The sequence below is a fragment of the Nocardioides taihuensis genome (assembly GCF_042657275.1).
In the GTDB taxonomy this organism is placed as follows: Bacteria; Actinomycetota; Actinomycetes; order Propionibacteriales; family Nocardioidaceae; genus Nocardioides; species Nocardioides taihuensis.
The window spans coordinates 39,758-62,906 of the sequence record NZ_JBHSKD010000009.1; the positions used below are offsets into that span (position 1 = coordinate 39,758).

Below are 23,149 nucleotides of genomic sequence, written 5' to 3' on the forward strand. Positions count from 1 at the left end.
AATCCTGTGACGTGGACCGGTCTGGTCAGCGCGAGTAGAGCTGGCGGATGACGTCCTCGATGTCGGGCTCCTGCACCGACAGGTCGGCGACGTCGTACGACGCGGCCACCGCGGCGACCACGGGTGCGGCACTGGCGTCTGCCGGGAAGCTGAGCCACTGGCGGGGCCCGTCGACGCGCCGGGTGACCGCGCCGGGCACCTCGATCGGGGGTGCTTCGTCGACGAGGTCGACGACGAGGGTGCGGGTCGAGCCGCCCTGGCGGTGCAGGTCGTCGAGGTCGCCGTCGAAGACCTTGGTGCCGTGGTCGATCACGATCACCCGCCGGCACAGCGCCTCGATGTCCTGCAGGTCGTGGGTGGTCAGCAGCAGGGTGGTGCCACGCTCGGTGTTGAGCGTGCGGAGGAACTCGCGCAGGCGGCCCTTGCTGACGACGTCGAGCCCGATCGTGGGTTCGTCGAGGTAGACGATCTCGGGATCGTGCAGCAGCGCGGCCGCGATGTCGCCGCGCATGCGCTGGCCGAGGCTCAGCTGGCGCACCGGGGTCTCGAGCAGGGTGCCCAGCTCGAGCAGGTCCACGAACTCGGCCAGGTTGCGCCGGTAGCGGTCGGGCGGGACGCGGTAGATCTTCTGCAGCAGCTCGAAGGAGTCGCGCAGCGGCAGGTCCCACCAGAGCGTCGACCGCTGCCCGAAGACCACGCCGATCCGCCGCGCCAGCTCGGTGCGGCGCCGGCTCGGGTCGAGCCCGGCCACCTCGACCCGGCCCGACGTCGGCACCAGGATGCCCGTGAGCACCTTGATCGTCGTCGACTTCCCGGCGCCGTTGGGGCCGATGTAGCCGACCATCTCGCCCGCCTCCACGGAGAAGGACACGTCGTCGACGGCGCGCACCTCGCTCCGCTCCCGGGCCAACCCGCGCGCGCGGCGTCGCAGCACGAACGTGCGGGCCAGGTGCTCGACCTCGATCAGGCTCATCTCAGCTCCCGGTGGAGGAGTAGTGGCGGACACCCGCGCGCCAGACCGCGAGCGCGACGACCAGCAGCGCAGCAGCGGCGACGGGGGAGCAGAGCTGCAGCCAGGCCGGCAGCCCGTAGGGGTCCTCGCGTCCGAGGAGGAACAGGCACGGGTACCAGTTGACGAAGGCGACCGGCAGCACGAAGGTCAGCGACTTGACCAGCTCCGCGGGGAAGACCGTGAGCGGGTACTGCGTCAGCGTGTTGCCGCCGTAGGTGAAGGCGTTGGCGAGCTCGCTGGCGTCGGAGGTCCAGAACTGGATGCACGCGAAGCCCACGAACAGCGAGAAGAAGATCACCGAGCCGCTGACCACCATCGCGGCGGCGACCACGACCCGTGCCGGCGTCCAGTCGACGGCCACCCACGCCGCCCACGCGAACACCGCGCCGCCCTGGAGGATCCGCGAGACCCTGCGCAGCGAGAACTCGTTGGCGCACACCTGCACCAGGAGCGGGACCGGCTTGGTCAGCATCACGTCGAGCCGGCCCGTGCGCACGTAGAACCCGATGCGCTCCACGCTGCCCACGAGCAGGTCGGCCAGGCCGATGCCGAGCGCCGTGGCGCCGTACAGCAGGGCGATCTCGCGCAGCCCGAAGCCGCCGAGCTGGTCGACACTGGCGAACATGATCACGATCCCGACGAAGTCGAGGCCGGTGATCAGCGTGCCGCCGACGACGAGCAGGCCGAACGACACCGGGTACGCGAGCGCGGCGCGCGCCCACAGCGTCGCGATGTCCTGGTAGCGGCGCGCGGAGACCAGCAGCTCAGCCACCCTGCACCACCACCTTGCGTGTCGCGGCGCGCAGCACCAGCGAGCAGACCGCGAGCAGCACGAGCAACCAGCCGAGCTGGAAGGCCAGCGCCAGCACGGCGTCCGCCCCGGTGCGCTGGCCGAGCCACAGGTCTGCCGGCACCTGCACGAACGACGCCCAGGGCAGGGCCATCGCGACGGTCCCGAGGGCGCCGGGGAACAGCACCAGCGGCAGCACCATCCCGCTGAAGAACAGCGCCAGCACCCCGCTGAGCATCCGGGCTCCGCTCGCGTCGAGCACCCAGAAGGCGGACGCCGCGACGAGGAAGCGGAGGGTGAAGGAGACGCTGACCGCGAGGGGCAGGCTGAGGGCGAAGGCCAGCCACGACCACGCGCCCGGCGGCCAGGTGAGGTCGAAGAGCACCGCGCCGACCAGCGTCGGGGCCAGGCCCCGGGTCAGCAGGTGGTACGCCGCGCGCCCGAGGTCGCCGGCCCAGTACCAGCCGATCAGGCCCACCGGTCGGTAGAGGTCGAGCGCCACGTCACCGGTGCGGATCCGCTCGGCGAGGTCGTCGGTCGTGCCGCCGCCCCAGAGAGCGACGGTCATCAGCAGTGCCTGGCCGAGCCAGACGAAGGTGACCGCGTCGGACGCGTCGTACCCGCCGGCCGTGGGGTTCTCGTGCCACAGTGCGAGGTAGGTGTAGCTGAAGATCAGGCCGAAGACGGAGTTGGTGAAGATCCCGGCGAGGGTCGCTGCCCGGTAGGTCGAGTAGCGCCGGAAGGTCCGCCGGGCGACCCCGAGCAGCAGCACGTGGCGCCCCTCCGACAATTCTTCCGCAATTTCCCTGACGGGTTGGCTCAATCGTGTTACACCGCGTGCGCGCGAGCCGCAACGATGCAGTGTTCGGTCCGGACCGTGGACCGACATCTTCACACCTCGCCCGGCTCGGCGGGCAACGACCCTAGGGGAATCCGCCTTGTCGGTGCTGTCCACCGTCCAGAAGTCGATCGCGGTCACGGCCGCCGTGGGAGCCGCCGTCGTCGGCGGTGCCATGCTGATGACCGCCACCTCGGCCAGCCAGGCTGTCGAGACCAACACCGGCAACCCGCCGGGCAACAACGGGACCGTCAAGATCGCCGAGGACGGCGACTGGGACGGCATCCCCCAGAACCACCCCCACGTCGGGTGCACCTTCACCGTCGAGTGGTACAACTTCGACGCCAACGTCGTCTCGAACGTGACGTTCGAGATGAAGGCGCCGACCCAGGACGTCGGCCTCAGCGGCACCGACCCCGCCGCCGTGCAGCTCGACGACGACGACGCCGGCGGTGCCGACCCCGACCCGGACGGCATCCAGCAGTACACCCTCGCCTTCGACGGCGCTCCCCACCCGGTGCAGGGCTACCACGTCAAGCTGACGATCAACACGCCCGGCTCGATCGGTGCGGACGTCAAGCACAAGGTGTTCTGGGTGACCGGCTGCGGTGACGAGACCACGTCGACCACGGAGACCTCCGCCACCTCGGTGACCACGGAGACCTCCGCCACCTCGGCGACCACGGAGACGTCCGCGACGAGTGCTACGACGGAGACGACCGAGACCACCGAGACCACCGAGACCACCACCACCGACGAGACGAGCGTGCTGCCCTCGGAGGCCACCGAGACCACCGACCACGCCACCAGCGACACGACCGTCGAGGGTGAGCAGGCGGTCCCGTCGGCGGTCGACGCCGGTCAGTCGGGCCCGGACGGCTCGGGTGACGGCAAGGCCATCGGCGCCCTGGCGCTCCTGGTCGCTGCGCTCGGGGCCGGCATCGTGGGTGGTTCCGTCGCTGCTCGGCGCAGGGCCTGACGGCAGAGCGTCGCGACCGGTGCTGACCCGGTCATGATCCGGACGTGAAATCGGGTCCGGCGGGAGAGCAAGCCTCGTGGGGCTTTCTCTCCCGCCGGACCCTTGTCCCGTCGGTCGCCGGGGTCGGCTCGACTCAGTCGGAGTCGCCGAAGTTGAGGACCGCGAACACGGTGCCGTCGGACTGCACGCGGACACCGGCACCGACCCGCGTTGCTCGAGGCTTCATGATCACGGCCCGGTGACCGGGGGAGTTCAGCCAGGCGCGCACGGCCTGGTAGGGGCGCAGACCCGTGCCACTCACGAGGACCTCGCCGGTCCAGGTGAAGTTGCACTCGTCCAGCACGTAGTACTGGTCGCGGTGGACCAGGCTGTCGATCGTCTTGAGGTGCTTCGACCAACGCTCCGACATCCCGTCGGCGCAGGTCTGGAAGTACTGGACCTGTCGGCGGTCGTGCTTGGCGCGGAACTTGTTGATCTGGTTGATGAGCCGGGTCTCGTACTCGTTGAGGTCGGTCATCGGGTCGTTGGAGGTGCTGGTGGCCGGCACCTTCCACAGCTTGGCGTCGGCCGGGCCGGACACCGCCGTGGTCACGCCGAAGGCCAGGCTGAGCGCGGCCAGCGTGGTGGCCGTACGTCGCAGCATCGCGTTCATCTCGAACCCTCTCCCTGTCAGCCCCCGGGGGGCCTGGTGCCGATCTGACCCGATCGGGCATCTCTCCCTGAGACCCGTCGGTGTCGGTTCCGGGTGCCGGTGCCGACTCCCTGATCATCAAGGGATCCTCAAGGATCTGTCTAGAAAATGCCGAAAAAGATCAACTCTGGTTCAAACCAGAGTCAAGAGACCGGCAGGGGACGGGCCCGTGGAGCCAGGAAGCTCGCGCACACGAGGGGCGAGGCGGTCAGGACCAGTGTGCCCGCTATACCCGCTTTTGCTCGTCAGACCACAAAGAAACCATCAAGTCTTCTCAATTGTTGGTCATGGGTCGAAACTGATTCGGTCAAGAGGGTCGATAAGAGGAAAATCACGCGTGAGGATGGAGGAGCGGCGAGACCTCTCGCTGCTCAACTCCACACCGTCACCGGGTCGCCCTCGCGGCGGCCCACGACCCAAGGATGGTAGGCCGTGCCGGCTCTGACAGTCCTCAAGAGAAGCCTTACCGTGGCGACACTCGTCGCTTCCGCCACTCTCGGTGGCGCCATGCTCATGACCGCGACCACCGCGAACGCCGCGAGTGGCAACGTGGCCCAGTCGGCCACCGACGGCCAGGTCTGCGACGGCCTGGACTCGGGCAAGATCGACACTCCCAGCAACCCGGGCTCCGTCACCGTGACGGCGCCCGACGGCATGCTCATCGACGGGTACTGCGTCAAGGCCGGTTCCGCGCTCCAGGGCGACGGTCCGGTCTACGTCGACGTGGCCCCGCCGCAGAAGAGCATCACCTTCAGCTACCCGGGCGGCAAGGGCATCAGCCACTACTCCGTCTCCTACACGGACGCTCCGCCGAACTCGGAGACCACCGAGTGCGACACCGTCACCGTGACGATCCGTGAGACCGAGCAGGTCCCCGTGACCGAGACGGTCACCGAGATGGCCACCACGAAGACCACGAAGACCGTGACCGCGACGGAGACCGTGACCGAGCCCGGTGCCACCGAGACCGTCACCGAGCCCGGTGACACCGTCACGGTGACGCAGCCCGGCGAGACGCAGACCATCGTCAACACGATCACCCTGCCGGCCTCGACCGAGACGGTGACCCTCCCGGGCACCACCGCCACGGTGACCCAGCCGGGCGAGACCGTGACGGTGACCAACACGGTGACCAACACCGTGACCGTTGCTCCGAGCGAGGCGTCCTCGACTCCGCCGGAGACCACCGAGGTCACGGTGACCGCGCCGGGCAACGACGTCACGGTCAAGGGTGAGCAGGCCCAGGAGCAGGAGGTGCCCAGCCAGGTCGCCGCCGGTTCCGCCGGCAGCACCGACGCCCCGGCGTCGCCGATCCCTGGTGGCAACAAGACCCTGATGCTGCTGGCTCTCCTCGCTGCCACCTTCGGTGCCGGCCTGGTCGGTGCCTCCGTGGCCAGCAAGCGCCAGAGCTGAACACGACCGGGGAGTCATCCCCGTTGGGTACGGTGAAACTGTGCCCGCTCCGACGGTGAGGGAAAAGACCGAGCGCGGCCGCCTGTCCTGGGTGGCCGCGCTCGGGCTTGCCCTCCTGGTGGGCGGCAGCTACCTCTACCTCCACGACTCCTCGGTCGTGGCCGACGCCGAGCCCACCGCCCCGACCACCTCGACCTCACCGCGACCGCGGCAGCCGGAGTCGACCGAGGGCGAGGTGTTGAGCCGGCTCGAGCGGCCCGACTACCGGCCCGGCGTCCCGCACGAGCTGGTGATCGACTCCCTCGGCGTCGACGCCGACGTCGTCCCCATCGCGGCGGCCGGGGACACGCTGGTACCGCCGAGCGACCCGCAGGTGCTGGGCTGGTGGTCGGCCGGCGCCCGCGCCGGGGACCCGGGCAGCACGCTGATCACCGGGCACACGGTGCACACCGGCGGCGGTGCCCTCGACGACCTCGAGCAGGTCGAGCCGGGCGACGAGATCACCGTGCGCACGGGCAAGGGCGTGATCCGCTACACGGCCCAGCGCGTCAAGATCTTCTCCAAGGGCACGCTCGCCCAGGACGCCCAGCGGCTCTTCTCGCAGAGCAGCCCGCAGCGGCTGGTGATCGTCACCTGTGAGGACTGGAACGGCGTCCAGTACCTCTCCAACGTCGTCGTGACGGCTCGCCCCGCGCGCTTCTGAGGTCAGTGCTGGTAGGTGCCGTGGAGGATCGCGCGCCCCGCGGTCTTGAAGGCCAGGTTGAAGGAGACCACCGCCGGCGAGGCGTCCGCGTCGACGCCCAGCGACTCCTCGGTGACGGCGTGCACCACGAAGAAGTAGCGGTGCACCTGGTCGCCCTCCGGCGGCGCAGCGCCCATGAAGCCGTGCTCGCCGCCGTCGTTGCGGCAGTGGAAGGCGTGGCCGGGCAGGTCGCCCGCGGCGGCGCCCGTGTCGAGCGACGTGACGTCGGCGGGCACGTCGACGAGGACCCAGTGCCAGAACCCGCTCGGCGTCGGGGCGTCGGGGTCGAAGCAGGTGATCGTGTAGCTCCGGGTGCCCGCCGGGGCGCCCTCCCACGACAGCTGGGGTGAGGTGTTCCCCTTCGCGGCCACCTGGTCGTCCTTGAGCGGCTGGCCGTCGGTGACGTCGGCGCTGGTGACCGTGAACGACGGCGCGGCCGGGAGCAGGTCGTAGGGGTTGGGGCTCGCCGGACGGTCGAGGCTGCTCATGGGGCTCCTTCGCTCGGGTTCGCTGGCGCGTGGTGGAGGACGTGCGAGATCGAGGTGCACGCTCCCGCCGTCGTCACCGTAGTCCGAGGGGTGAACCGGCGCCACGGCCCGCCGGAGCGGTGCGACCAGAATGGAGCGGTGGACGAGCACCCGACGTACCCCGCGGGCCTGCGCCTCTCGGGGCGCAAGGTCGTCGTCGTCGGCGGCGGCCACGTCGCCCAGCGCCGGGTGCCGGCGCTGATCGCCGCGGGGGCGGAGGTCGTCCTGGTGTCGCCGGTGGTGACCCCGGCCCTCGAGGGCCTCGCCGGGGCGGGCGAGGTGACCTGGCGCCGCCGGCGCTACCAGCAGGGCGACCTCGCGGGTGCCTGGTACGTCGTGGCCGCAACGGACGACCCGGTCGCCAACGCGGCGGTGAGCGAGGAGGCCGAGGGGCAGCGCACGTTCTGCGTGCGGGCCGACGACGCGACGCAGGCGACCGCCTGGACGCCCGCCGTCGGCCGGCACGCCGGGGTGACGGTCGCCGTGCTCGGCAACCGCGACCCCCGCGGCTCCGCCGCGGTGCGCGACCAGATCGTCGAGTGCCTGCGTGAGGGGCGGATCCACCCCCGCGAGCACCGGGACACCACACCGGGCGTGGTGCTGGTGGGCGGTGGCCCGGGCGACCCCGAGCTGATGTCGGTCGCCGGTCGCCGGGCGCTGATGGAGGCCGACGTCGTGGTCGCCGACCGGCTGGCGCCGCGCGAGCTGCTCTCCGAGCTGTCGCCCGACGTCGAGCTCGTCGACGTGGCCAAGCTGCCGCGCGGACGGTCGGCGCTGCAGACCGAGATCAACCGGGTGATCGTCGACCGCGCGCTCGCGGGCAAGCGGGTGGTGCGGTTCAAGGGCGGTGACAGCTTCGTCTTCGGTCGCGGCTACGAGGAGGTCCTCGCCTGCCGCGAGGCCGGGGTCCCGGTGACGGTGATCCCGGGCATCACCAGCCCGATCGCCGTGCCCGCCGTGGCCGGCATCCCCGTGACCCACCGCGGCGTGGCCCACGGCTTCAGCGTGCTCTCGGGCCACCTGCCGCCCGACCACCCCGACTCCCTGGTCGACTGGGGCGCGGTCGCGTCGGTGGAGGGGACCGTGCTGCTGATGATGGCCGTCGAGAACGCGCCCGCGATCGCCGAGGCGCTCGTCGAGGGCGGGCGCGACGCCGGCACCCCCGTCGCGGTGCTCTGTGACGGCACCATGCCGGGGGAGCGCACCGTGCTCGCGACGCTGGCCACCCTCGCCGAGCGGCTGGAGACCGAGCGGGTGCGCCCGCCGGCGGTGATCGTGGTGGGCGAGGTCGTCGCGGTGGCGCACCCGGCACACTTCTCCTGATGGCCACCCTGCTCGACGTCACCGATCCCGCCGACCCCCGTCTCGCCGACTACCGTGACCTGCGCGACGTCGAGCTGCGCAAGGCGCTCGAGGCGGAGCACGGGCTCTTCCTCGCCGAGGGGGAGAAGGTCGTGCGCCGGGCCGTCGAGGCCGGCTACCGGCCCCGCTCGTTCCTGATGGCGCCGCGGTGGCTCGCCGGCCTCGCCGACGTGCTCGGCACCACCGACGCGCCCTGCTACGTGGTCAGCGAGGCGATGGCTGAGCAGGTCACCGGCTTCCACGTGCACCGTGGCGCGTTGGCCTCGCTGGAGCGACAGCCGCTGCCCTCGCTGGACGAGGTGCTCGCGGGCGCCCGCTGGCAGCGGGCGCCCGAGGACGTCGTCGACCACACCGACAACGGCGCACGGGCCGACACCACCGACGAGGGGCCTGCGCGGTCATCGGTCCGCATCGCCGTGCTCGAGGATCTCGTGGATCACGCGAACGTGGGTGCCGCCTTCCGCAGTGCAGCGGCGCTGGGGATCGACGCGGTTCTCCTGTCACCACGGTGTGCCGACCCGCTCTACCGGCGCTCGATCAAGGTCTCGATGGGCGCAGTCCTCCACGTGCCGTGGACCCGCCTCGACCCGTGGCCGGCCGGCCTGGATGCCCTGTCCGCCCGCGGGATCACCCTGGCGGGCATGTCGCTGTCCAGCGACAGCGTCGACCTCGATGCCCTGTCGGCTCAGGGCCACCGTTGGCTCGCCCTGGTGTTCGGCACCGAGGGGGTCGGTCTCACCCTGGAAACGGCCCGTCGCTGCGATCTCCTGGTGCGGATACCCATGGCACGTGGGATCGACTCCCTGAACGTTGCTGCGGCCTCCGCCGTTGCCTTCTACGCGACGCGCTGAGACCCGTCTGCCACCCGCCTCGAAGCGGCTCGTGAAGAGGAAGGGCATTGGCCTCTGGCGATTGCCCCCGCGCGGCGAGAGCCTGAGGGCGTAGCGGATGTGGGCCCGTTTCTTCCCGAGGAGCGTGTGTCATGCGTTCGAGAGGTGAGACCCCGCAGGAGACCTTGGAGCGACTCAATGCCCTGAGCGACTCGCAAGCGACCACGTCACAGCCCCACGCGAGCCCCTCGCCGGCCGAGCGGTCGCGCCGCTGGTACGAAAGGTTCCCGAAGCTCGGCCTGGCCGTCACCGCGGTCCTCGGATTGTTCTTGCTGGCGTCCGGGTCGATGGCCCTTGCCGACGCCGTCCAGATGGGCCGCTTCGGCCAGGCGACGACTGCCGAGGTGCTCGACGTCCACCTGGGCCGGGGGACCAACCGGGTCGACGTGCAGTACGCGGTCGGCGGAGTCAGGTACCGCGGCACCTTCCGTGAGTACTGGACCGCTCCAGAACCGGGGGAGTCGGTCGAGATCGTCTACGACACACGCGAGGTCACCGACATCGACGACTCCCCCCTCACCGGGGCCTACGTCCGTGGCTCCGGGGCGGTCGGGCTCGGCGTGCTCCTCCTCGTCAGGGCCGTGCGGGGCATCCGGCGACTCCGCGGATCACAGTGGCTTCCGAACTGACCCCGTGCCGACCAGCGCCTGCCCGGCGCCTGTCTAGGGTGGCGCGGTGACCGACTACCGCGCCGCCGAGGCCGACTCGCCGTACCACCGCACGCTGCCGATCGGGGAGCGGCTCGACGCCCGGCCCCTGGTCGACTACGCGCTCTCCTGCTTCGAGGAGGTCACGCTCACGCCGCTGGAGCCGATGCTGGTGCCCGAGGAGCCGCGGGCCGGCGAGGTCGACCGCGCCGCGTGCAGCCACTGCCGGCCGACGCCGCACACCATCTGGGCCGACGACCTGTGGCACGTCAACGCGGGCTGGACGCGGATGGGCATCCCGTTCGTCGGCGGCTTCGCACCCAACGCGCACTGCCGGCTCGACGACGCCGAGCCCGAGGTGCTCGCCGCGCTCGGCCCGCTGATGCAGCGGCTCGGCCGCGCCGTGGGCTCGATCCCCGGCGTCGCCCGGACGCACTTCGCGCGCTGGGGCGACGGCTCGGAGCACTTCCACCTGTGGGCCCTCGCGCGGCCGGCCGGGATGATGCAGGGCCGCGGCGCGATGCTCGCCTTCTGGGACGACGTGCTGCCGCCGATGCCCGACGAGCTGCAGGAGGAGCACCTGCGCATCGTCGCCGAGGCGCTGGCCGCGGGCGGCGGCCGGGTGTTCCCGCACGGGCGGCCCGGTCAGGCCCCGGAGGCCTCCGCCGGACAGTAGCCGCCCGGCGGACCGTCAGGCCGGCCAGCCCTCCGGGAAGTCGTCGGCCACCTTGTCGTGGGCCTTCTGGAGCTTCTTGCGCTGCTTGGTCGGCAGCCGGTCGCCGAAGACGGTGCCCAGCGTGTGGTCGGTCTCGTGCTGGAGGCAGCGGGCGAGCAGGCCGTCGCCGGTGAAGGTGACCTCCTGGCCGTCGAGGCCCGTGCCGTGCACGGTGGCGACGTCGGGGCGGGCGCACGACACGAAGGCGCCGGGCAGCGACAGGCAGCCCTCCTCGCCGTCGTCGAGCTGGCGGTCCTTGCCCTCGGGCAGCGTGAGCGAGGGGTTGCACACCACGCCGAGGTGGCGCTCGCCCGCGGCGTCAGGGCAGTCGAAGACGAACACCGCGAGGTCCGCCCCGATCTGGCAGGCGGCCAGCCCGACCCCGTCCGCGGCGTACATGGTCGCGACCATGTCGGCGACCAGGCTCCGCAGCTCCTCGTCGTACGACGTGACCCGGGCCTGCGGGCGGTGCATGACCGGCGTCCCCCAGCGGGTCATCGGACGGACGGTGCCGCCCTCGGGGAGTAGGCCGTACGGCGCGTGGACGGTCTCCTCGGGCATGCGCGGAGCCTAGCGAGGCCGCGCGGCCCGCGACCCGTGTGGTGGGCACCTGTGACCGGGGCCACGGGTGCACCTGTAGCGCTGTGTGTAACTCAGAGTTACATTATCTGGCATGTCCCTGACCAAGAGCCTCAAGCCCGGCGGCAGGTTCGGCCTGGCCTCGACCGAGAGCCGCGACCCGATCGGGTACGCCGTCGCCGCGCTCAACCGGGTGGCGCAGAGCGAGCTGATCGACCGGATCGGCCTGCGCCGGCAGGCGGAGCAGGCGGTGTTCACCGTGACCCGCACCGGCTTCCGGACGATGACCGCGGCGAGCCGCACCTTCGCCCGGGCCGGACGACGCGACGCTGCCGGCGTGCGGGTGCCGGGCGTCGCGCGTCCCGGCACCTTCGACCTCACGCCGACCGAGGACGAGCAGATGCTCGTCGACGTCGCGACGGAGCTGGCCGAGGAGGTGCTGCGCCCGTGCGCGGCCGAGGCCGACGAGGCCTGCGCGGCTCCCGACGCGGTGCTGACGTCGGCGCTGGAGGTCGGGCTCCCGATCCTGGGCGTGCCCGAGGCGCTCGGCGGTATCTCCGAGGAGCGCTCGACGGTCGCCGGCGTGCTCGTCGCCGAGGCGCTGGCGCGCGGCGACCTGGGCCTCGCCGTCTCCTGCCTGGCCCCCGGCGCCGTCGCTACCGCGCTGGGGCTCTGGGGCACCGAGGAGCAGCAGCAGACCTACCTCCCGGCGTTCACCGGTGACGAGGTCCCGGCGGCCGCCCTGGCGCTCAACGAGCCGACCGTGCTGTTCGACGCCCTCGCCCCGGCCACCACCGCGGTGCGCGACGGTGACGGCTTCGTGCTGGACGGCGTGAAGTCCGCGGTGGTGCGTGGCGCCGAGGCCGAGCTCTTCGTCGTCGGCGCCAGCCTCGAGGGGGCCCCGGTCCTGTTCCTGGTCGAGTCGTCGACCCCCGGGCTGAGCGTCGAGGGCGACCCCGCGATGGGCGTGCGCGCCGCGTCGCTCACCCGGCTCTCCCTTTCCGGGGTCCGCGTCGACGAGGGTGCCGTCCTCGGCGCGACCGACGGCTCGACGTACGTCGAGTGCGTGCGGCTCTCCCGCCTGGCCTGGTGCGCGCTCGCCGTCGGCACGGCGCAGGCGGTGCTCGACTACGTGACGCCGTACGTGAAGGAGCGCGAGGCGTTCGGGGAGCCGATCGCGCACCGGCAGTCGGTGGCCTTCAAGGTCGCCGACATGGCGATCGAGCTCGAGGCGATGCGCCTGCTGACCTGGCGCGCGGCCTCCCGTGCGGCCGCCGGCAAGGACGTCGCCCGCGAGGTCGCGCTGGCCCGCCAGCTGTGCAAGGAGCGTGGCATGCAGATCGGCCTCGACGGCGTCCAGCTGCTCGGCGGCCACGGCTTCGTCAAGGAACACCCCGTCGAGCGCTGGTACCGCGACCTGCGCGCAGTCGCCGTCATGGAAGGTTCGGTGCTCGTGTAATGCCCCTCTACCTGGACGACCCGAAGAAGTTCCGCCCGCTCGTCGGGCAGGCCCACCAGGTCGCGATGAACATGCTGCGGCCGATCTCGCGCAAGTACGACCGTGCCGAGCACGCGTACCCCCAGGAGCTCGACATGCTCGCCGCGATGATCGACGGGCTCTCGGAGTCCGGAGCGAACGAGGGCGCCGGGGCTGCCGGTGTCCGCCGCGACGAGTCCGAGGACGCGGGAGACGCCGGCGGCGCGAGGAACGGCGCCAACCTCGCGTCGGTGATGTCGATCGCCGAGATGTGCTGGGGCGACGTCGGCCTCCTGCTGTCGATGCCGCGCCAGGGGCTCGGCAACTCCGCGATCGCCTCGGTGGCGAACGACGAGCAGCTCGCCCGCTTCGACGGCGTGTGGGCCGGCATGGCGATCACCGAGCCGGGCACCGGCTCCGACTCGGCCAACATCACGACGACCGCGGTCCTCGACGGTGACGAGTACGTCATCAACGGCGAGAAGATCTACGTCACCTCCGGCGACCGGGCCGACGCGATCGTGGTGTGGGCGACCCTCGACCGGTCGCTCGGCCGGGCCGCCATCAAGTCGTTCGTGGTGCCCAAGGGCACCCCCGGGATGCGCGTCGACCGTCTCGAGCACAAGCTCGGCATCCGCGCCTCCGACACGGCGACGATCATCTTCGAGGACTGCCGCGTGCCGAGGGAGAACCTGCTCGGGTCGCCCGAGATCGACACCAAGCAGGGCTTCGCCGGGGCGATGGCGACCTTCGACAACACCCGCCCGCTGGTGGCGGCGATGGCGGTCGGCTGCGCCCGCGCGGCACTCGACCTCACCCGCGAGCTGCTCGAGCAGGCCGGGGTGACGGTCGACCACGACCGCCCGGGGATCGTGCAGTCGGCGGCCGCGGCGAAGTTCCTGCAGCTCGAGGCCGACCTCGAGGGCGCCCGGTTGCTGATGATGAAGGCGGCCTGGCTGGCCGACAACCGCAGGCCCAACTCGCTCGAGGCGTCGATGGCCAAGGCCAAGGCGGGCCGGGTCGGCTCCGACGTCACGTTGTCGTGCGTCGAGCTGGCCGGGACGCTGGGCTACAGCGAGGCGGAGCTGCTGGAGAAGTGGTCGCGTGACTCCAAGATCCTCGACATCTTCGAGGGAACGCAGCAGATCCAGCAGCTGATCGTGGCGCGCCGGGTGCTCGGGCTGAGCAGCTCCGAGCTGCGGTAGCCACTACCGGGTGAGCCCCGCCAGGGCGGCGACGTCGTCCGGCGTGGCGAGGTCGGGGACCCCGAGGAAGACCGTGTCGACGCCGACCTCGGCGAGCGCACCCCAACGGTCGCGGTGGTGGGCGACGGTGCCGGCGTGGGTGCGCGCGGCGTACGTCGCTGCGGCGGTGCGTCCGCGCAGCCGCTCGACGCGCGCCCACACGTCGTCGCGGTCGCGCCCGATCACCGGGAGGTCGAGCACGGTCACGCGGACGTCGGTGCCGCGGACCGCCGCCAGTGCCCGCTCGACCTGGTCGGTGCGCACGTTGACGGCGTCGGCGAGGCGCGCGCCGATGCGCAGGGTCCGGGCCCCGGAGCCGCCCACCAGCACGGGCACGTCGTGGACCGGTCGCGGGTACGAGGTCGTCTCGGGCAGGCGGACCCGCTCGCCCTCGTGCTCGCGGGTGCCGGCGGCCCAGAGGGCCCGGCAGGTCTCGATGGTGGCCTCGAGAGTGTCCAGCCGGTCGGCGGCCGGCGGGAAGGCGATCCCGTGGCCCGCGTGCTCGCGCTCCCACCACCCGGCGCCGAGCCCGAGGAACGCCCGGCCCCCGGTGAGCACGTCGAGCGTCGCGGCGGCCTTGGCAGTGACGCCCGCCGGCCGCAGGGTGACGGGGGAGACGAGGGGGCCGAGGTGGAGGCGGGTGCCGAGGCCGGCGACGGCGCCGAGCGTCACCCAGGGCTCGGGGATCGGCTCCCACGCCCGGCCCACCTGGGGGATCTGCACGAGGTGGTCCATCAGGGAGAGTCCCCAGAAGCCGGCCTCGTCCGCGGCCCGGGCCATCGACGTCACCCACTGCCCGGGCTCCTCGCCCCACGGGAAACGCGACAGCTGCAGCACCACGCGGAGGCCCTGTGAGCTGCGGCGGTCGTCGGCGGTGGACGTGCTGGCCGGACGCTCGTGGGGGCCGCGGGATCCCTGCGGGTCCGGGCCCGCGCCCTGCGCGTCGTCGGCGACCGTGTGGACGACGTCCCAGCCCTCGGCCGCGAGGACGGGGCCGACGTCACGGGCCGTGGCGAGCTGGCCGGCGAGGACCTTGGCCGGTACCGGTCGCTCGCGTGCGCCGTTGCGCGCACGGCACCGGGCAGCCCCGGTGTCCATCACCACGGCCACGGCCGGGAGTCCGGCGTCTCGGGCCCGGACGAGCCACGCCGTACGACGAGCGGGGTCGAGGCCGAGGGTGTCGACCACGGTGGTCAGGCCGCGGCCGAGACGCGCGGCGACGATGCGCTCGAGCAGGTCGAAGGCGTCCCCCGACGCGTCGAGGTCGTGGGGCCCGCTGCCCACGACGCCGCGCAGGTCGTCGGAAGAGACGATCTCCTGCGTGCGGTAGCGCGCCCGGGCCCACGTGCTCTTGCCGGCGCCGGACGCGCCGACGAGGACCACCAGGGCCGGGTCGGGCAGCCTCGCGTCGGACGGGTCGGGCACCAGCGGCGCGGGTCAGTCCTGCTCGGCCTCGCGCCGGGGCGGCAGCTTCGCGCCGGGCCCCGGGGGCGAGGTGCGGGCGGCCTTCTTCGCCGGCGGCCGGGCGCTGGGGCGGGGCTGGGCCCGCTTGGCGACCTCGGCCGGAGACGGCGTGGTCGACGGCGCTTCAGGCGACGTCGCGGCCTTCTTCGGTGGGGCCTTCTTCGACGAAGCCTTCGTCGTGGCCGGGGCGGCGCGACGAGGCTTCGGTGCGGGCGGTGCCTCCTCGGACTCCTCGACGTCCTCGACCTCCAAGGAGTCGGGCTCGACCGGCTCGACGAAGGTCGGCTCGGTGCGGCTCGACCCCGGGGCGGGCGGCTGACGGCGTCGCGCCGTGGCGGCGGTCACCGCCGCCTGGCCGCGGACCAGGCCCGCGTGGGCGAGGGCCGCCGCGTGACCGAGCGCCTTGCCGCCGACCGTCACCCCCGCGTGGACTCCCTCGCGGGCGGCGGTGCGGAGCAGGTCGAGCGGGTTGGTACGGGCCACGGTCGGTTCCTCCCGGTCGCGTTCGAGGTCTCACGGGCAGTCAAGCACGAAGGGCGCCGGCGCAGGAGGCGCCGGCGCCCTTCTGGGACGGGTGGGGGTCAGGAGACGGAGCGGAACGGGTCGTGCTCGCTGAGGATCTTCTCCACGCGGGCCTGGTCGAGCCTGGCGTAGACCGCCTGGGTCTCCTGGGCGTCGCGGACGCACTTGGCGAGCGTGAACGACGAGGTGGTCAGGTAGAGGATCCCGATCCCGAGGAAGGCCCGGATCCAGGGGTCCACCGGGAGGTAGAAGATCGAGAAGACCAGGGTGAGGAGGGCGATCGCGAAGGAGATGCCCGCCTGGGCGTAGAACGCGGTGGTGTTGCTGGGGTGCTGTGGCTGGCTCATGGGGAGCAGCCTCGTCGGGTCCGGGGCGGCCGGGGCCCGTCGTCGTACCCGACGGGGAGTGAGTATGCGCGCTCAATCTGGTCGGATGGGCCCATGAAGCTGTACGCCGACCTGCCCGGACGCCGGGCCCGCCAGATCCTCGCCGACTGCCTCGTGGTGCTGTGGGTGGTGCTGTGGTCGTGGTTCGGCATGGCCGTCCACGACGGCACCATGGCGCTCGCCGCACCCGGCCGGCAGGTGGCGGAGTCGGCCACCGGGCTGGCGGGGTCGATGTCGGACGCGGGGGAGCGGTTGAGCTCGGTGCCGCTGGTGGGCGACGAGGTTGCCGCGCCCTTCGACCAGGCCTCGGGCGCCTCCGAGCAGATCGCGGAGGCCGGGCGGCAGCAGGTCGAGGCGGTGGAGTCGCTGGCGCTGGTGCTCGGGCTGTCCACGGCCCTGGTGCCGATCCTGATCGTGGTCGGCTTCTGGCTGCCGCGGCGGCTGCGGTTCGCGCGGGAGGCGGCCGCGGGGCAGCGGTTCGTCGACTCCGACGCCGACCTCGCGCTGTTCGCGCTCCGGGCGATGGCCCACCAGCCGATGCACGTGCTGGGCCGGATCTCCGACGACCCGGTCACCGCCTGGCGCGAGGGCGACGCGGACGTCGTACGGGCGCTGGCGTCGCTCGAGATGCGCACGGTCGGGCTGGTGCCACCAGCGCTGGCCGCCCCGTCCGCCTGACGGCGGTGGTCCGGACCACGGTTGGTTCACGCTCCGGAGGGGAACGGTGAGGCCCATGGTGGACAAGAAGCGCACCGACCGGATCGTCGACGTGCTCGGAGAGGCGTTCGCGCCCCTGATGGAGGCCGACCCCGCGGCGTTCCGGAGCAAGTACCGCAAGATGGCCTCCGACCCGCACTCGTTCTACCGAGGGACGGCGTGCCTGTTCTACGCCGACGTCACCGACGAGAAGGGGGAGTGGGCGGAGGACTTCTGCGACGACCGGGCCCGGCGGATCTGGGTGCACGCTGACCTGCACGTGGAGAACTTCGGCACCTACCTCAACTCCGACGGCGTCCTGGTCTTCGACGTCAACGACTTCGACGAGGCCTACCTCGGCCGCTTCACCTGGGACCTGCAGCGCTTCGCGGCGTCGCTGGCGCTCGTCGGCTGGCAGAAGGCGCTGCCCGAGGAGGACGTGCGGCGGCTGATCGGCTCCTACGTGCGCGCCTACCTCGCGCAGGTCGACGAGTACCGCCGCAGCGCGGAGGACGACGACTTCGCGCTGCACCTCGACAACACCGAGGGGCCGGTGCACGCCGCGCTGGTGTCGGCGCGGGGCCGGCGGCGGGCCGACCTGCTCGACGCCTCCACCGTGCTCGACCAGGACGTCCGGGTCTTCCGCGAGGACTCCTCGGTGCGGCGGCTCGGCAAGCGCGAGCGGCAGCAGGTGGTGCGGGCGTTCGAGGGCTACCTCGAGACGATCCCGGAGGACAAGCGCTTCGACCGCGAGCTCTTCTACGAGCTGCGCGACGTCGTGGGCAAGTCGGGCTTCGGGATCGGCAGCGCGGGCCTCCCGGCGTACAACGTGCTGGTGGAGGGGTACAGCCAGGCGCTCGACAACGACGTCGTGCTGTCGATGAAGCAGGCCAACGTGCCGGCCGTGAGTCGCTTTGTCGACACGACGGCGGTCGAGGACTACTTCCAGCACGAGGGGCACCGGACGGTCGTCAGCCAGCGCGCCCTCCAGGTGCACACCGACCCGCTGCTCGGCCACACCGAGCTCGGCGGCGTGGGCTACGTCGTCAGCGAGGTCTCGCCGTACGAGGTGGACCTCGACTGGTCGGGGCTCACCGAGCCCGACGAGATCGCGGCCGTGGTCGGCCTGCTCGGCCGGGCGACCGCCAAGATCCACTGCGCCTCCGACGAGGACAGCGAGCAGGACCTCGTCGACTTCCAGGTCGAGGAGGCGGTGGCCGCCTCGGTGGAGGGGCGCCGCCGCGAGCTCACCAGCTGGCTCACCGACTTCGCGATGCGCTACGCCGTCCGCGTGCGCGACGACCACGCCCTCTTCGTCGACGCCTTCCGCGAGGGCCGGATCGGCGTCTCGGCGACCTGAGCGGCCGGCGTCTGTCAGTGCGGTTGGTGACCAATCGGCACGATGTCACCGGTCACATCCGTCGTCTGGTCACCAACCGCAATTCTCAGATCACCTCCGCCGGGCCCGACGGGTCGGCGCGGAGGTGGGCGGGCGCACGGAAGCCGGCGGCGACGAACGCCGTGTCGACGGCGCGCACGACGGCGTCGAGGCGCTCGGTCGGGACCAGGGCGACGCTCGAGCCGCCGAAGCCGCCCCCGGTCATCCGGGCGCCGAGGGCTCCGGCCTCGACGGCGGTGGTCACCGCGAGGTCGAGCTCGGCGCAGGAGATGTCGAAGTCGTCGCGCATCGAGGCGTGCGACGACGCGAGCACCGCGCCGAGCGAGTCCCACGTGCCGGCCTCGACCAGCCGGACCACCTCGGTGACCCGGCCGATCTCGGTGACCACGTGCCGCGCGCGGCGCCGCAGCCGGTCGTCGGCCAGCGTCTCCACCGACGCCAGGTCGGCCCCGCGCAGGGAGACGAGCCCGAGCGCCGCGGCCGCGGCCTCGCAGTCCGCCCGGCGCTCCGCGTAGCCGCCGTCGACGAGCGCGTGCGAGACCCGGGTGTCGGTCACGAGCAGCGCCAGCCCGGCCTCCTCGAGGGCCAGGGGCACCGCGCGTGTGTCGTGGGTGGTGAAGTCGATCAGGAGTCCAGCCCCGGGCGACGCGAGCAGCGCCACCGTCTGGTCCATCCCGCCGGTGGGCGCACCGGCGACCTCCGCCTCGGCGCGCATGCAGGCGCTCACCAGCCGACGTCGCAGGTCGGGGGAGTCGTCCAGCCCGGCCAGCCGCGCCGCCGCCACCGCCACCGCGCACTCGATGGCCGCGGAGCTCGACAGCCCCGCGCCGAGGGGCACCGTGCTCTCCACGGCGAGGTCGACGCCGGGCACGTCGAGACCGTCGTCGCGCAGCGCCCACACCACGCCGCCGACGTACGCCGCCCAGCCGTCGAGCGCCCCCGGCCCCAGGCCGCCGGCCGCGGCCGTCCAGCCGTCGTCGGCCTGGCGGCTGACTGCCGCGACCCCGGCGTCGTCGCGCGCCGCAGCCGCGACGTACGTCGCGTGGGGCAGCGCGACGGGCAGGCACAGCCCGCCGTTGTAGTCGGTGTGCTCACCGATCAGGTTGACCCGGCCGGGAGCGCGGGCCACCAGCGTGGGGGCCCGGCCGTGCGCGGCCCGGAAGGCCGCCGTCGCGCGTTCGGTGAGGTCGTCGCGGGAACCCGGATGCAGGAGAGCCACCCGGCCACCCTAGGCGCGGGCCCACAAGCAGCCGGGTCGCGTAGATTCACCCGTCGTGCACTTCCTCGGAACCGCGACCCCGTCGCACGACCTGACCTACGACGACGTCTTCATGGTGCCCCGGCGCTCGGCCGTGGCCAGCCGCTTCGACGTCGACCTGAGCACCGACGACGGCACCGGCGCGACGCTGCCGCTCGTCGTCGCGAACATGACGGCGGTGGCCGGCAAGCGGATGGCCGAGACCGTGTCCCGGCGCGGCGGCCTGGTGGTGATCCCGCAGGACATCCCGATCCCCGTCGTCACCGACGTCATCCGCTACGTCAAGGAGCGGCACCTGGTCTTCGACACGCCGATCGAGCTGCGCCCCGACCAGACGGTGGCCGAGGCGCTGTCGCTGATCCCCAAGCGGGCGCACCGGGCGGCCGTGGTGGTCGACGGCGCCCGGCCGGTCGGCGTGGTCTCCGAGTCCGACTGCGGCGAGGTCGACCGCTTCGCACAGGTGCGCCAGGTGATGAACCCGTCGTTCGTCAGCATCGCCCACACCACCGACCCGCGGGCCGCGTTCGAGGCGCTGGAGGCCGCCCGCGAGCACCTCGCCGTCGCCGTCGACGACGACGGCGCCCTCGTCGGCGTGATCACCCAGAACGGCGCCCTGCGCTCCACGCTCTACCAGCCGGCTGCCGACGCGGCGGGCCGGCTGCGCGTGGCCGCCGCCGTCGGCGTGAACGGCGAGGTGGCCCAGCGCGCCCGCGACCTGCTCGCCGGCGGGGTGGACTGCCTCGTCGTCGACACCGCGCACGGCCACCAGGACCGCATGGTCGAGGCGCTCGGCGTCGTCCGCGCGCTCGACCCGGGCGTGCCGGTCGTCGCGGGCAACGTGGTCTCCGCCGAGGGCACCCGGGCGCTGATCGAGGCCGGGGCCGACATCGTCAAGGTCGGCGTCGGGCCGGGCGCCATGTGCACCACCCGGATGATGACCGGGGTGGGGCGCCCGCAGTTCACCGCCGTGCTGGAGTGTGCGGCCGCGGCGCGGGCGCTGGGCCGCCACGTGTGGGCCGACGGCGGCGTGCGCCACCCACGTGACGTGGCGCTGGCGCTGGCTGCGGGTGCGGGGTCGGTGATGATCGGGTCCTGGTTCGCCGGCACCCACGAGTCGCCGGGCGACCTGCTCCACGACGTCGACGGCCGCCCCTACAAGGTCTCCTTCGGCATGGCGTCGGCCCGCGCAGTGGCCAGCCGCACCGCGCACGAGTCCGCCTTCGACCGGGCCCGCAAGGGCCTCTACGAGGAGGGGATCTCCTCCTCGCGGATGTACCTCGACCCCGCGCGTCCGGGGGTGGAGGACCTGATCGACGAGATCTGCTCCGGTGTCCGGTCCGCCTGCACGTACGCCGGTGCCGGCTCGCTCGTCGAGCTCCACGAGCGCGCGGTCGTGGGGGTGCAGTCGACCGCCGGGTTCCACGAGGGCCGGCCGCTCACCACGAGCTGGTGAGCGGCCGGCCCCGCGCGTCGTACGCGGTGCGCGTCAGCGCGGCTCCGGCACCGCGTCGGGGTCCTGCTCCACGGCGATGACGACGTCGTCACCGCGCGGTCGCGCCGGCACGGGACGGTCAGCCGCGGCTGCTGCGCGCCGTACGCCCGCGCACGACGCCGATGAAGGCCTGGATCCGCTCGTCCTCGTCGTCGACGCGCCAGACGAGGCCGATCGTGGTGCCGGGGAGGTCCGCGACGAAGCGCTGCACGACATCCTTGCGGTGGTGCAACCGGGCCACCGACTGGGGGAGGAGGACGATGCCGGTGCCGGCAGCGACGGTGGCCACGGCGTCGCGCTCGCTCATGGCGGGCCAGGACAGCTGGGGCGCCGAGGGTGTCCAGCCGGAGCGGTGCGGCAGCACCAGCTGCTCGTCGGCGAGGTCGGCGAGCCGCAGCTCCTCGTGCGGGTCGGTGGCCGCGACGACGTGGTCGTGGCCCGCGACCACCACGGGACGCTCCTCGTAGAGCGGGATGCAGTGCAGACCGGTGCGATCCACGGGCAGCCGGGCCAGCACCATCGAGAGGCTGCCGTCGCGGACGCCGACCTCCTGGTCGGTCTCCTCGAGCGGCACCAGCTCGAGGGCGTCGCGGCGCCGCTCGCGCCAGGTGCGCGCCCACTTGTCGGGGGTCGCGCCGGTCACGAACCCGATCCGGAACGGCGCGTCGTCGGGGGGCACGCCGTGACTGTAGTCGCCGCGACGCAGCGGTCAGGCGTGCGAGCCGACCTGGTGGCGGTGGGGACGGTGGCCGTGGTGGTGTGACTCGACCGGGGCGGCCACGAGCACCGGGCAGGCGGCCTCGCGCAGGACGGTGCGTGCGACCGGCCCGAGGTGCGACCCGAGCGGGATGGCCGGGTCGTGGCGTCCGACGACGAGAAGTGCGGACCGCTCGGCCTCCGCGAGCAGCAGGTCGGCCGGGCGACCGTGGTGGACCTCGATCTCGACCGGCACGTCGGGGTACTCGGCGCGCGGCCCGGCGAGCGCCTCCTCGATCTCGTGGCGGGCGCGCTCGGTCCACTCGGCGGCGCCCACGGGGTCGACGGAGAGGTCCTCGTAGGCCGTGGGGAACCACCAGGCGTGGAAGACGCGGAGCGTGGTGCCGGCGGTGCGGGCCTGGTCGAGCGCGGTGCGAAGCAGCGACGAGGCGGACGAGGCGTCGTCGACGGCGACCGTGACCGGCTTGCTGTCCGCGGCCGCGGGGGACCACCCCGGTGGCACCACGACGACCGGCACGTGGGCACGCGCGGCGACGCCGCTGGTCGTCGAGCGGGTGACCGCGCGGCGCGCACGGGAGAGGTCACGGCGCTCGAGCACCACCATGCGGGCGTTCTCACCCGCCTCGACGAGGCGGTGCACGGCGGCGCCGTGGGCGGTGCGCGCGGTGACCGTCACGCCCTCGGGGGCGGGATCGCCGACGAGGTGCTCGGCGCGCTCGCGTGCGGCGTCGATGACGGTGCGGGCGGTGGCCTCGATGCTGGTGAACTCGACGAGCTCGGTCTCGGGGCCGGTGGGGCGCAGCTGGTAGCAGTGCACGAGGCGCAGCTCCCCACCCGTGCGCAGGACCTCCCGAGCGCCGTACTGCACGGCGGCGTGGTGCTCGTCCTGGGCAGGGACGGCGACGACGACGGGGCCGGTGGTGGTCATGGTGTGTCTCCTCGCGGGCTGAGGTTCCTCCGATCCGTCACCTCCAGCCTTGCTCGGCGGGGTGGGTCCAGACAGGGACCAACGGCCCGGTGCCGCGCGCCGAAGGTCTTCTGTCCGGACCAGTCCGGGCTCCGGTGTGTGACCCGTCGGCCGAGGGGGTACCTGACTCGCCCCGCCCGCGAGAGGCCCAGGACCGTGCCCCTGCTCGGCGGCCTCGGCGCGGGCTTCGCCGTGCTGCGCGGCCACGTGCCGACCCACATGCAGGGCCTGCTCACCGTGGGCGGCTCCCTGTTCTCCGGCCTGGTGCTGATCCCCAGCTGGGCCCGGAACGGCTGCGACGCAGGTCGTGACCCCTGGGTGGCCTGACCTGCGTCGCTGTGC

Annotated in this window: 25 protein-coding genes; 13 read left to right on the forward strand and 12 right to left on the reverse strand. The window is 72.9% G+C overall.

The annotated features are described in order from the left end of the window. Nucleotides 1-25 precede the first annotated feature (25 nt). From ACFPGP_RS09680 to ACFPGP_RS09690, 3 genes are read right to left on the reverse strand one after another with little or no spacing between them, the layout of a single operon-like run. Nucleotides 26-973 carry an ABC transporter ATP-binding protein gene (locus tag ACFPGP_RS09680; RefSeq protein WP_378589606.1) on the reverse strand — a complete coding sequence of 316 codons (948 nt, stop codon included), beginning with the start codon at nucleotides 971-973 and terminating at the stop codon, nucleotides 26-28. A 1-nt stretch (nucleotide 974) separates the two neighbouring features. Then, on the reverse strand, nucleotides 975-1,784 hold the full coding sequence (locus ACFPGP_RS09685) for an ABC transporter permease (RefSeq protein WP_378589608.1): 810 nt from the start codon (nucleotides 1,782-1,784) through the stop codon (nucleotides 975-977). Further along, entirely contained in the window at nucleotides 1,777-2,574 is a 798-nt protein-coding gene (locus tag ACFPGP_RS09690; RefSeq protein WP_378589609.1) for an ABC transporter permease, read from the reverse strand. Before ACFPGP_RS09690 ends, ACFPGP_RS09685 begins: the two co-directional genes overlap by 8 nt. A 166-nt stretch (nucleotides 2,575-2,740) precedes the next feature. On the opposite strand from ACFPGP_RS09690, the gene ACFPGP_RS09695 reads away from it, so the two are divergent. Further along, nucleotides 2,741-3,619: a hypothetical protein gene (locus ACFPGP_RS09695; RefSeq protein ID WP_378589611.1), complete on the forward strand. Its 879-nt coding sequence runs from the start codon at nucleotides 2,741-2,743 to the stop codon at nucleotides 3,617-3,619. Nucleotides 3,620-3,752: 133 nt separating this feature from the next. Here ACFPGP_RS09695 and ACFPGP_RS09700 read toward each other — a convergent pair whose 3' ends face one another. After that, on the reverse strand, nucleotides 3,753-4,271 hold the full coding sequence (locus ACFPGP_RS09700) for a CAP domain-containing protein (protein WP_378589613.1): 519 nt from the start codon (nucleotides 4,269-4,271) through the stop codon (nucleotides 3,753-3,755). Between the two features lie 507 nt (nucleotides 4,272-4,778). On the opposite strand from ACFPGP_RS09700, the gene ACFPGP_RS09705 reads away from it, so the two are divergent. After that, nucleotides 4,779-5,723: a hypothetical protein gene (locus tag ACFPGP_RS09705; protein ID WP_378589614.1), complete on the forward strand. Its 945-nt coding sequence runs from the start codon at nucleotides 4,779-4,781 to the stop codon at nucleotides 5,721-5,723. A 55-nt stretch (nucleotides 5,724-5,778) separates the two neighbouring features. Beyond that, nucleotides 5,779-6,426 carry a class F sortase gene (locus ACFPGP_RS09710; RefSeq protein ID WP_378589616.1) on the forward strand — a complete coding sequence of 216 codons (648 nt, stop codon included), beginning with the start codon at nucleotides 5,779-5,781 and terminating at the stop codon, nucleotides 6,424-6,426. A gap of 2 nt (nucleotides 6,427-6,428) precedes the next feature. Here the strand turns inward: ACFPGP_RS09710 and ACFPGP_RS09715 are convergent, their stop codons facing one another. Beyond that, a complete protein-coding gene (locus ACFPGP_RS09715) occupies nucleotides 6,429-6,953 on the reverse strand; it encodes a YbhB/YbcL family Raf kinase inhibitor-like protein (protein WP_378589618.1) in 525 nt (174 codons plus the stop codon). 138 nt (nucleotides 6,954-7,091) lie between these two features. On the opposite strand from ACFPGP_RS09715, the gene cobA reads away from it, so the two are divergent. From cobA to ACFPGP_RS09735, 4 genes are all read left to right on the forward strand, one after another. Then, nucleotides 7,092-8,315, forward strand: a complete 1,224-nt coding sequence (gene cobA, locus ACFPGP_RS09720; protein WP_378589619.1) for a uroporphyrinogen-III C-methyltransferase — start codon at nucleotides 7,092-7,094, stop codon at nucleotides 8,313-8,315. Next, nucleotides 8,315-9,205 (forward strand): TrmH family RNA methyltransferase, encoded by an 891-nt coding sequence (locus tag ACFPGP_RS09725; RefSeq protein WP_378589621.1) that lies wholly within the window; start codon nucleotides 8,315-8,317, stop codon nucleotides 9,203-9,205. The genes cobA and ACFPGP_RS09725 overlap by 1 nt, the downstream gene beginning before the upstream one ends. Nucleotides 9,206-9,336: 131 nt before the next feature. Then, entirely contained in the window at nucleotides 9,337-9,873 is a 537-nt protein-coding gene (locus ACFPGP_RS09730; protein ID WP_378589623.1) for a hypothetical protein, read from the forward strand. A 46-nt stretch (nucleotides 9,874-9,919) separates the two neighbouring features. Continuing rightward, nucleotides 9,920-10,567, forward strand: coding sequence for a hypothetical protein (locus ACFPGP_RS09735; protein WP_378589624.1), 648 nt, complete (start codon nucleotides 9,920-9,922; stop codon nucleotides 10,565-10,567). Between the two features lie 15 nt (nucleotides 10,568-10,582). On the opposite strand, the gene def is transcribed toward ACFPGP_RS09735, so the two are convergent. Then, a complete protein-coding gene (def, locus tag ACFPGP_RS09740) occupies nucleotides 10,583-11,167 on the reverse strand; it encodes a peptide deformylase (RefSeq protein WP_378589626.1) in 585 nt (194 codons plus the stop codon). 112 nt (nucleotides 11,168-11,279) lie between these two features. Here def and ACFPGP_RS09745 point away from each other — a divergent pair, with 112 nt between their 5' ends. Next, entirely contained in the window at nucleotides 11,280-12,644 is a 1,365-nt protein-coding gene (locus ACFPGP_RS09745) for an acyl-CoA dehydrogenase family protein (RefSeq protein WP_378589628.1), read from the forward strand. After that, nucleotides 12,644-13,867, forward strand: a complete 1,224-nt coding sequence (locus ACFPGP_RS09750) for an acyl-CoA dehydrogenase family protein (protein WP_378589629.1) — start codon at nucleotides 12,644-12,646, stop codon at nucleotides 13,865-13,867. Before ACFPGP_RS09745 ends, ACFPGP_RS09750 begins: the two co-directional genes overlap by 1 nt. 3 nt (nucleotides 13,868-13,870) lie before the next feature. On the opposite strand, the gene ACFPGP_RS09755 is transcribed toward ACFPGP_RS09750, so the two are convergent. The 3 genes from ACFPGP_RS09755 to ACFPGP_RS09765 all read right to left on the reverse strand — a co-directional run bounded on the left by ACFPGP_RS09755 (nucleotide 13,871) and on the right by ACFPGP_RS09765 (nucleotide 16,239). Continuing rightward, complete coding sequence (locus ACFPGP_RS09755; RefSeq protein WP_378589631.1) at nucleotides 13,871-15,331, reverse strand: LLM class flavin-dependent oxidoreductase; 1,461 nt, start codon at nucleotides 15,329-15,331, stop codon at nucleotides 13,871-13,873. Nucleotides 15,332-15,343: 12 nt separating this feature from the next. After that, nucleotides 15,344-15,853 carry a hypothetical protein gene (locus ACFPGP_RS09760; protein WP_378589633.1) on the reverse strand — a complete coding sequence of 170 codons (510 nt, stop codon included), beginning with the start codon at nucleotides 15,851-15,853 and terminating at the stop codon, nucleotides 15,344-15,346. A 98-nt stretch (nucleotides 15,854-15,951) separates the two neighbouring features. Further along, the gene (locus tag ACFPGP_RS09765) at nucleotides 15,952-16,239 is read right to left on the reverse strand and encodes a YiaA/YiaB family inner membrane protein (protein ID WP_378589634.1); all 288 of its coding nucleotides are present in this window, start codon (nucleotides 16,237-16,239) and stop codon (nucleotides 15,952-15,954) included. Nucleotides 16,240-16,332: 93 nt separating this feature from the next. On the opposite strand from ACFPGP_RS09765, the gene ACFPGP_RS09770 reads away from it, so the two are divergent. Further along, nucleotides 16,333-16,956, forward strand: a complete 624-nt coding sequence (locus ACFPGP_RS09770) for a hypothetical protein (protein WP_378589635.1) — start codon at nucleotides 16,333-16,335, stop codon at nucleotides 16,954-16,956. Nucleotides 16,957-17,011: 55 nt separating this feature from the next. Continuing rightward, nucleotides 17,012-18,334: a DUF2252 domain-containing protein gene (locus tag ACFPGP_RS09775; RefSeq protein WP_378589637.1), complete on the forward strand. Its 1,323-nt coding sequence runs from the start codon at nucleotides 17,012-17,014 to the stop codon at nucleotides 18,332-18,334. Between the two features lie 85 nt (nucleotides 18,335-18,419). Here ACFPGP_RS09775 and galK read toward each other — a convergent pair whose 3' ends face one another. Next, nucleotides 18,420-19,592, reverse strand: coding sequence for a galactokinase (gene galK / locus ACFPGP_RS09780; protein ID WP_378589639.1), 1,173 nt, complete (start codon nucleotides 19,590-19,592; stop codon nucleotides 18,420-18,422). A gap of 55 nt (nucleotides 19,593-19,647) precedes the next feature. Between galK and ACFPGP_RS09785 the strand changes: the two genes are divergently transcribed. Continuing rightward, nucleotides 19,648-21,084 (forward strand): GuaB1 family IMP dehydrogenase-related protein, encoded by a 1,437-nt coding sequence (locus ACFPGP_RS09785; protein WP_378589641.1) that lies wholly within the window; start codon nucleotides 19,648-19,650, stop codon nucleotides 21,082-21,084. Nucleotides 21,085-21,202: 118 nt separating this feature from the next. Here the strand turns inward: ACFPGP_RS09785 and ACFPGP_RS09790 are convergent, their stop codons facing one another. Together ACFPGP_RS09790 and ACFPGP_RS09795 are read right to left on the reverse strand one after the other, a co-directional pair. Continuing rightward, nucleotides 21,203-21,802 carry a LysR family substrate-binding domain-containing protein gene (locus tag ACFPGP_RS09790; RefSeq protein ID WP_378589643.1) on the reverse strand — a complete coding sequence of 200 codons (600 nt, stop codon included), beginning with the start codon at nucleotides 21,800-21,802 and terminating at the stop codon, nucleotides 21,203-21,205. 30 nt (nucleotides 21,803-21,832) lie between these two features. Next, nucleotides 21,833-22,768, reverse strand: coding sequence for a universal stress protein (locus ACFPGP_RS09795; RefSeq protein ID WP_378589645.1), 936 nt, complete (start codon nucleotides 22,766-22,768; stop codon nucleotides 21,833-21,835). A 195-nt stretch (nucleotides 22,769-22,963) separates the two neighbouring features. Between ACFPGP_RS09795 and ACFPGP_RS09800 the strand changes: the two genes are divergently transcribed. After that, on the forward strand, nucleotides 22,964-23,134 hold the full coding sequence (locus ACFPGP_RS09800) for a hypothetical protein (protein WP_378589646.1): 171 nt from the start codon (nucleotides 22,964-22,966) through the stop codon (nucleotides 23,132-23,134). Nucleotides 23,135-23,149: the final 15 nt, after the last annotated feature.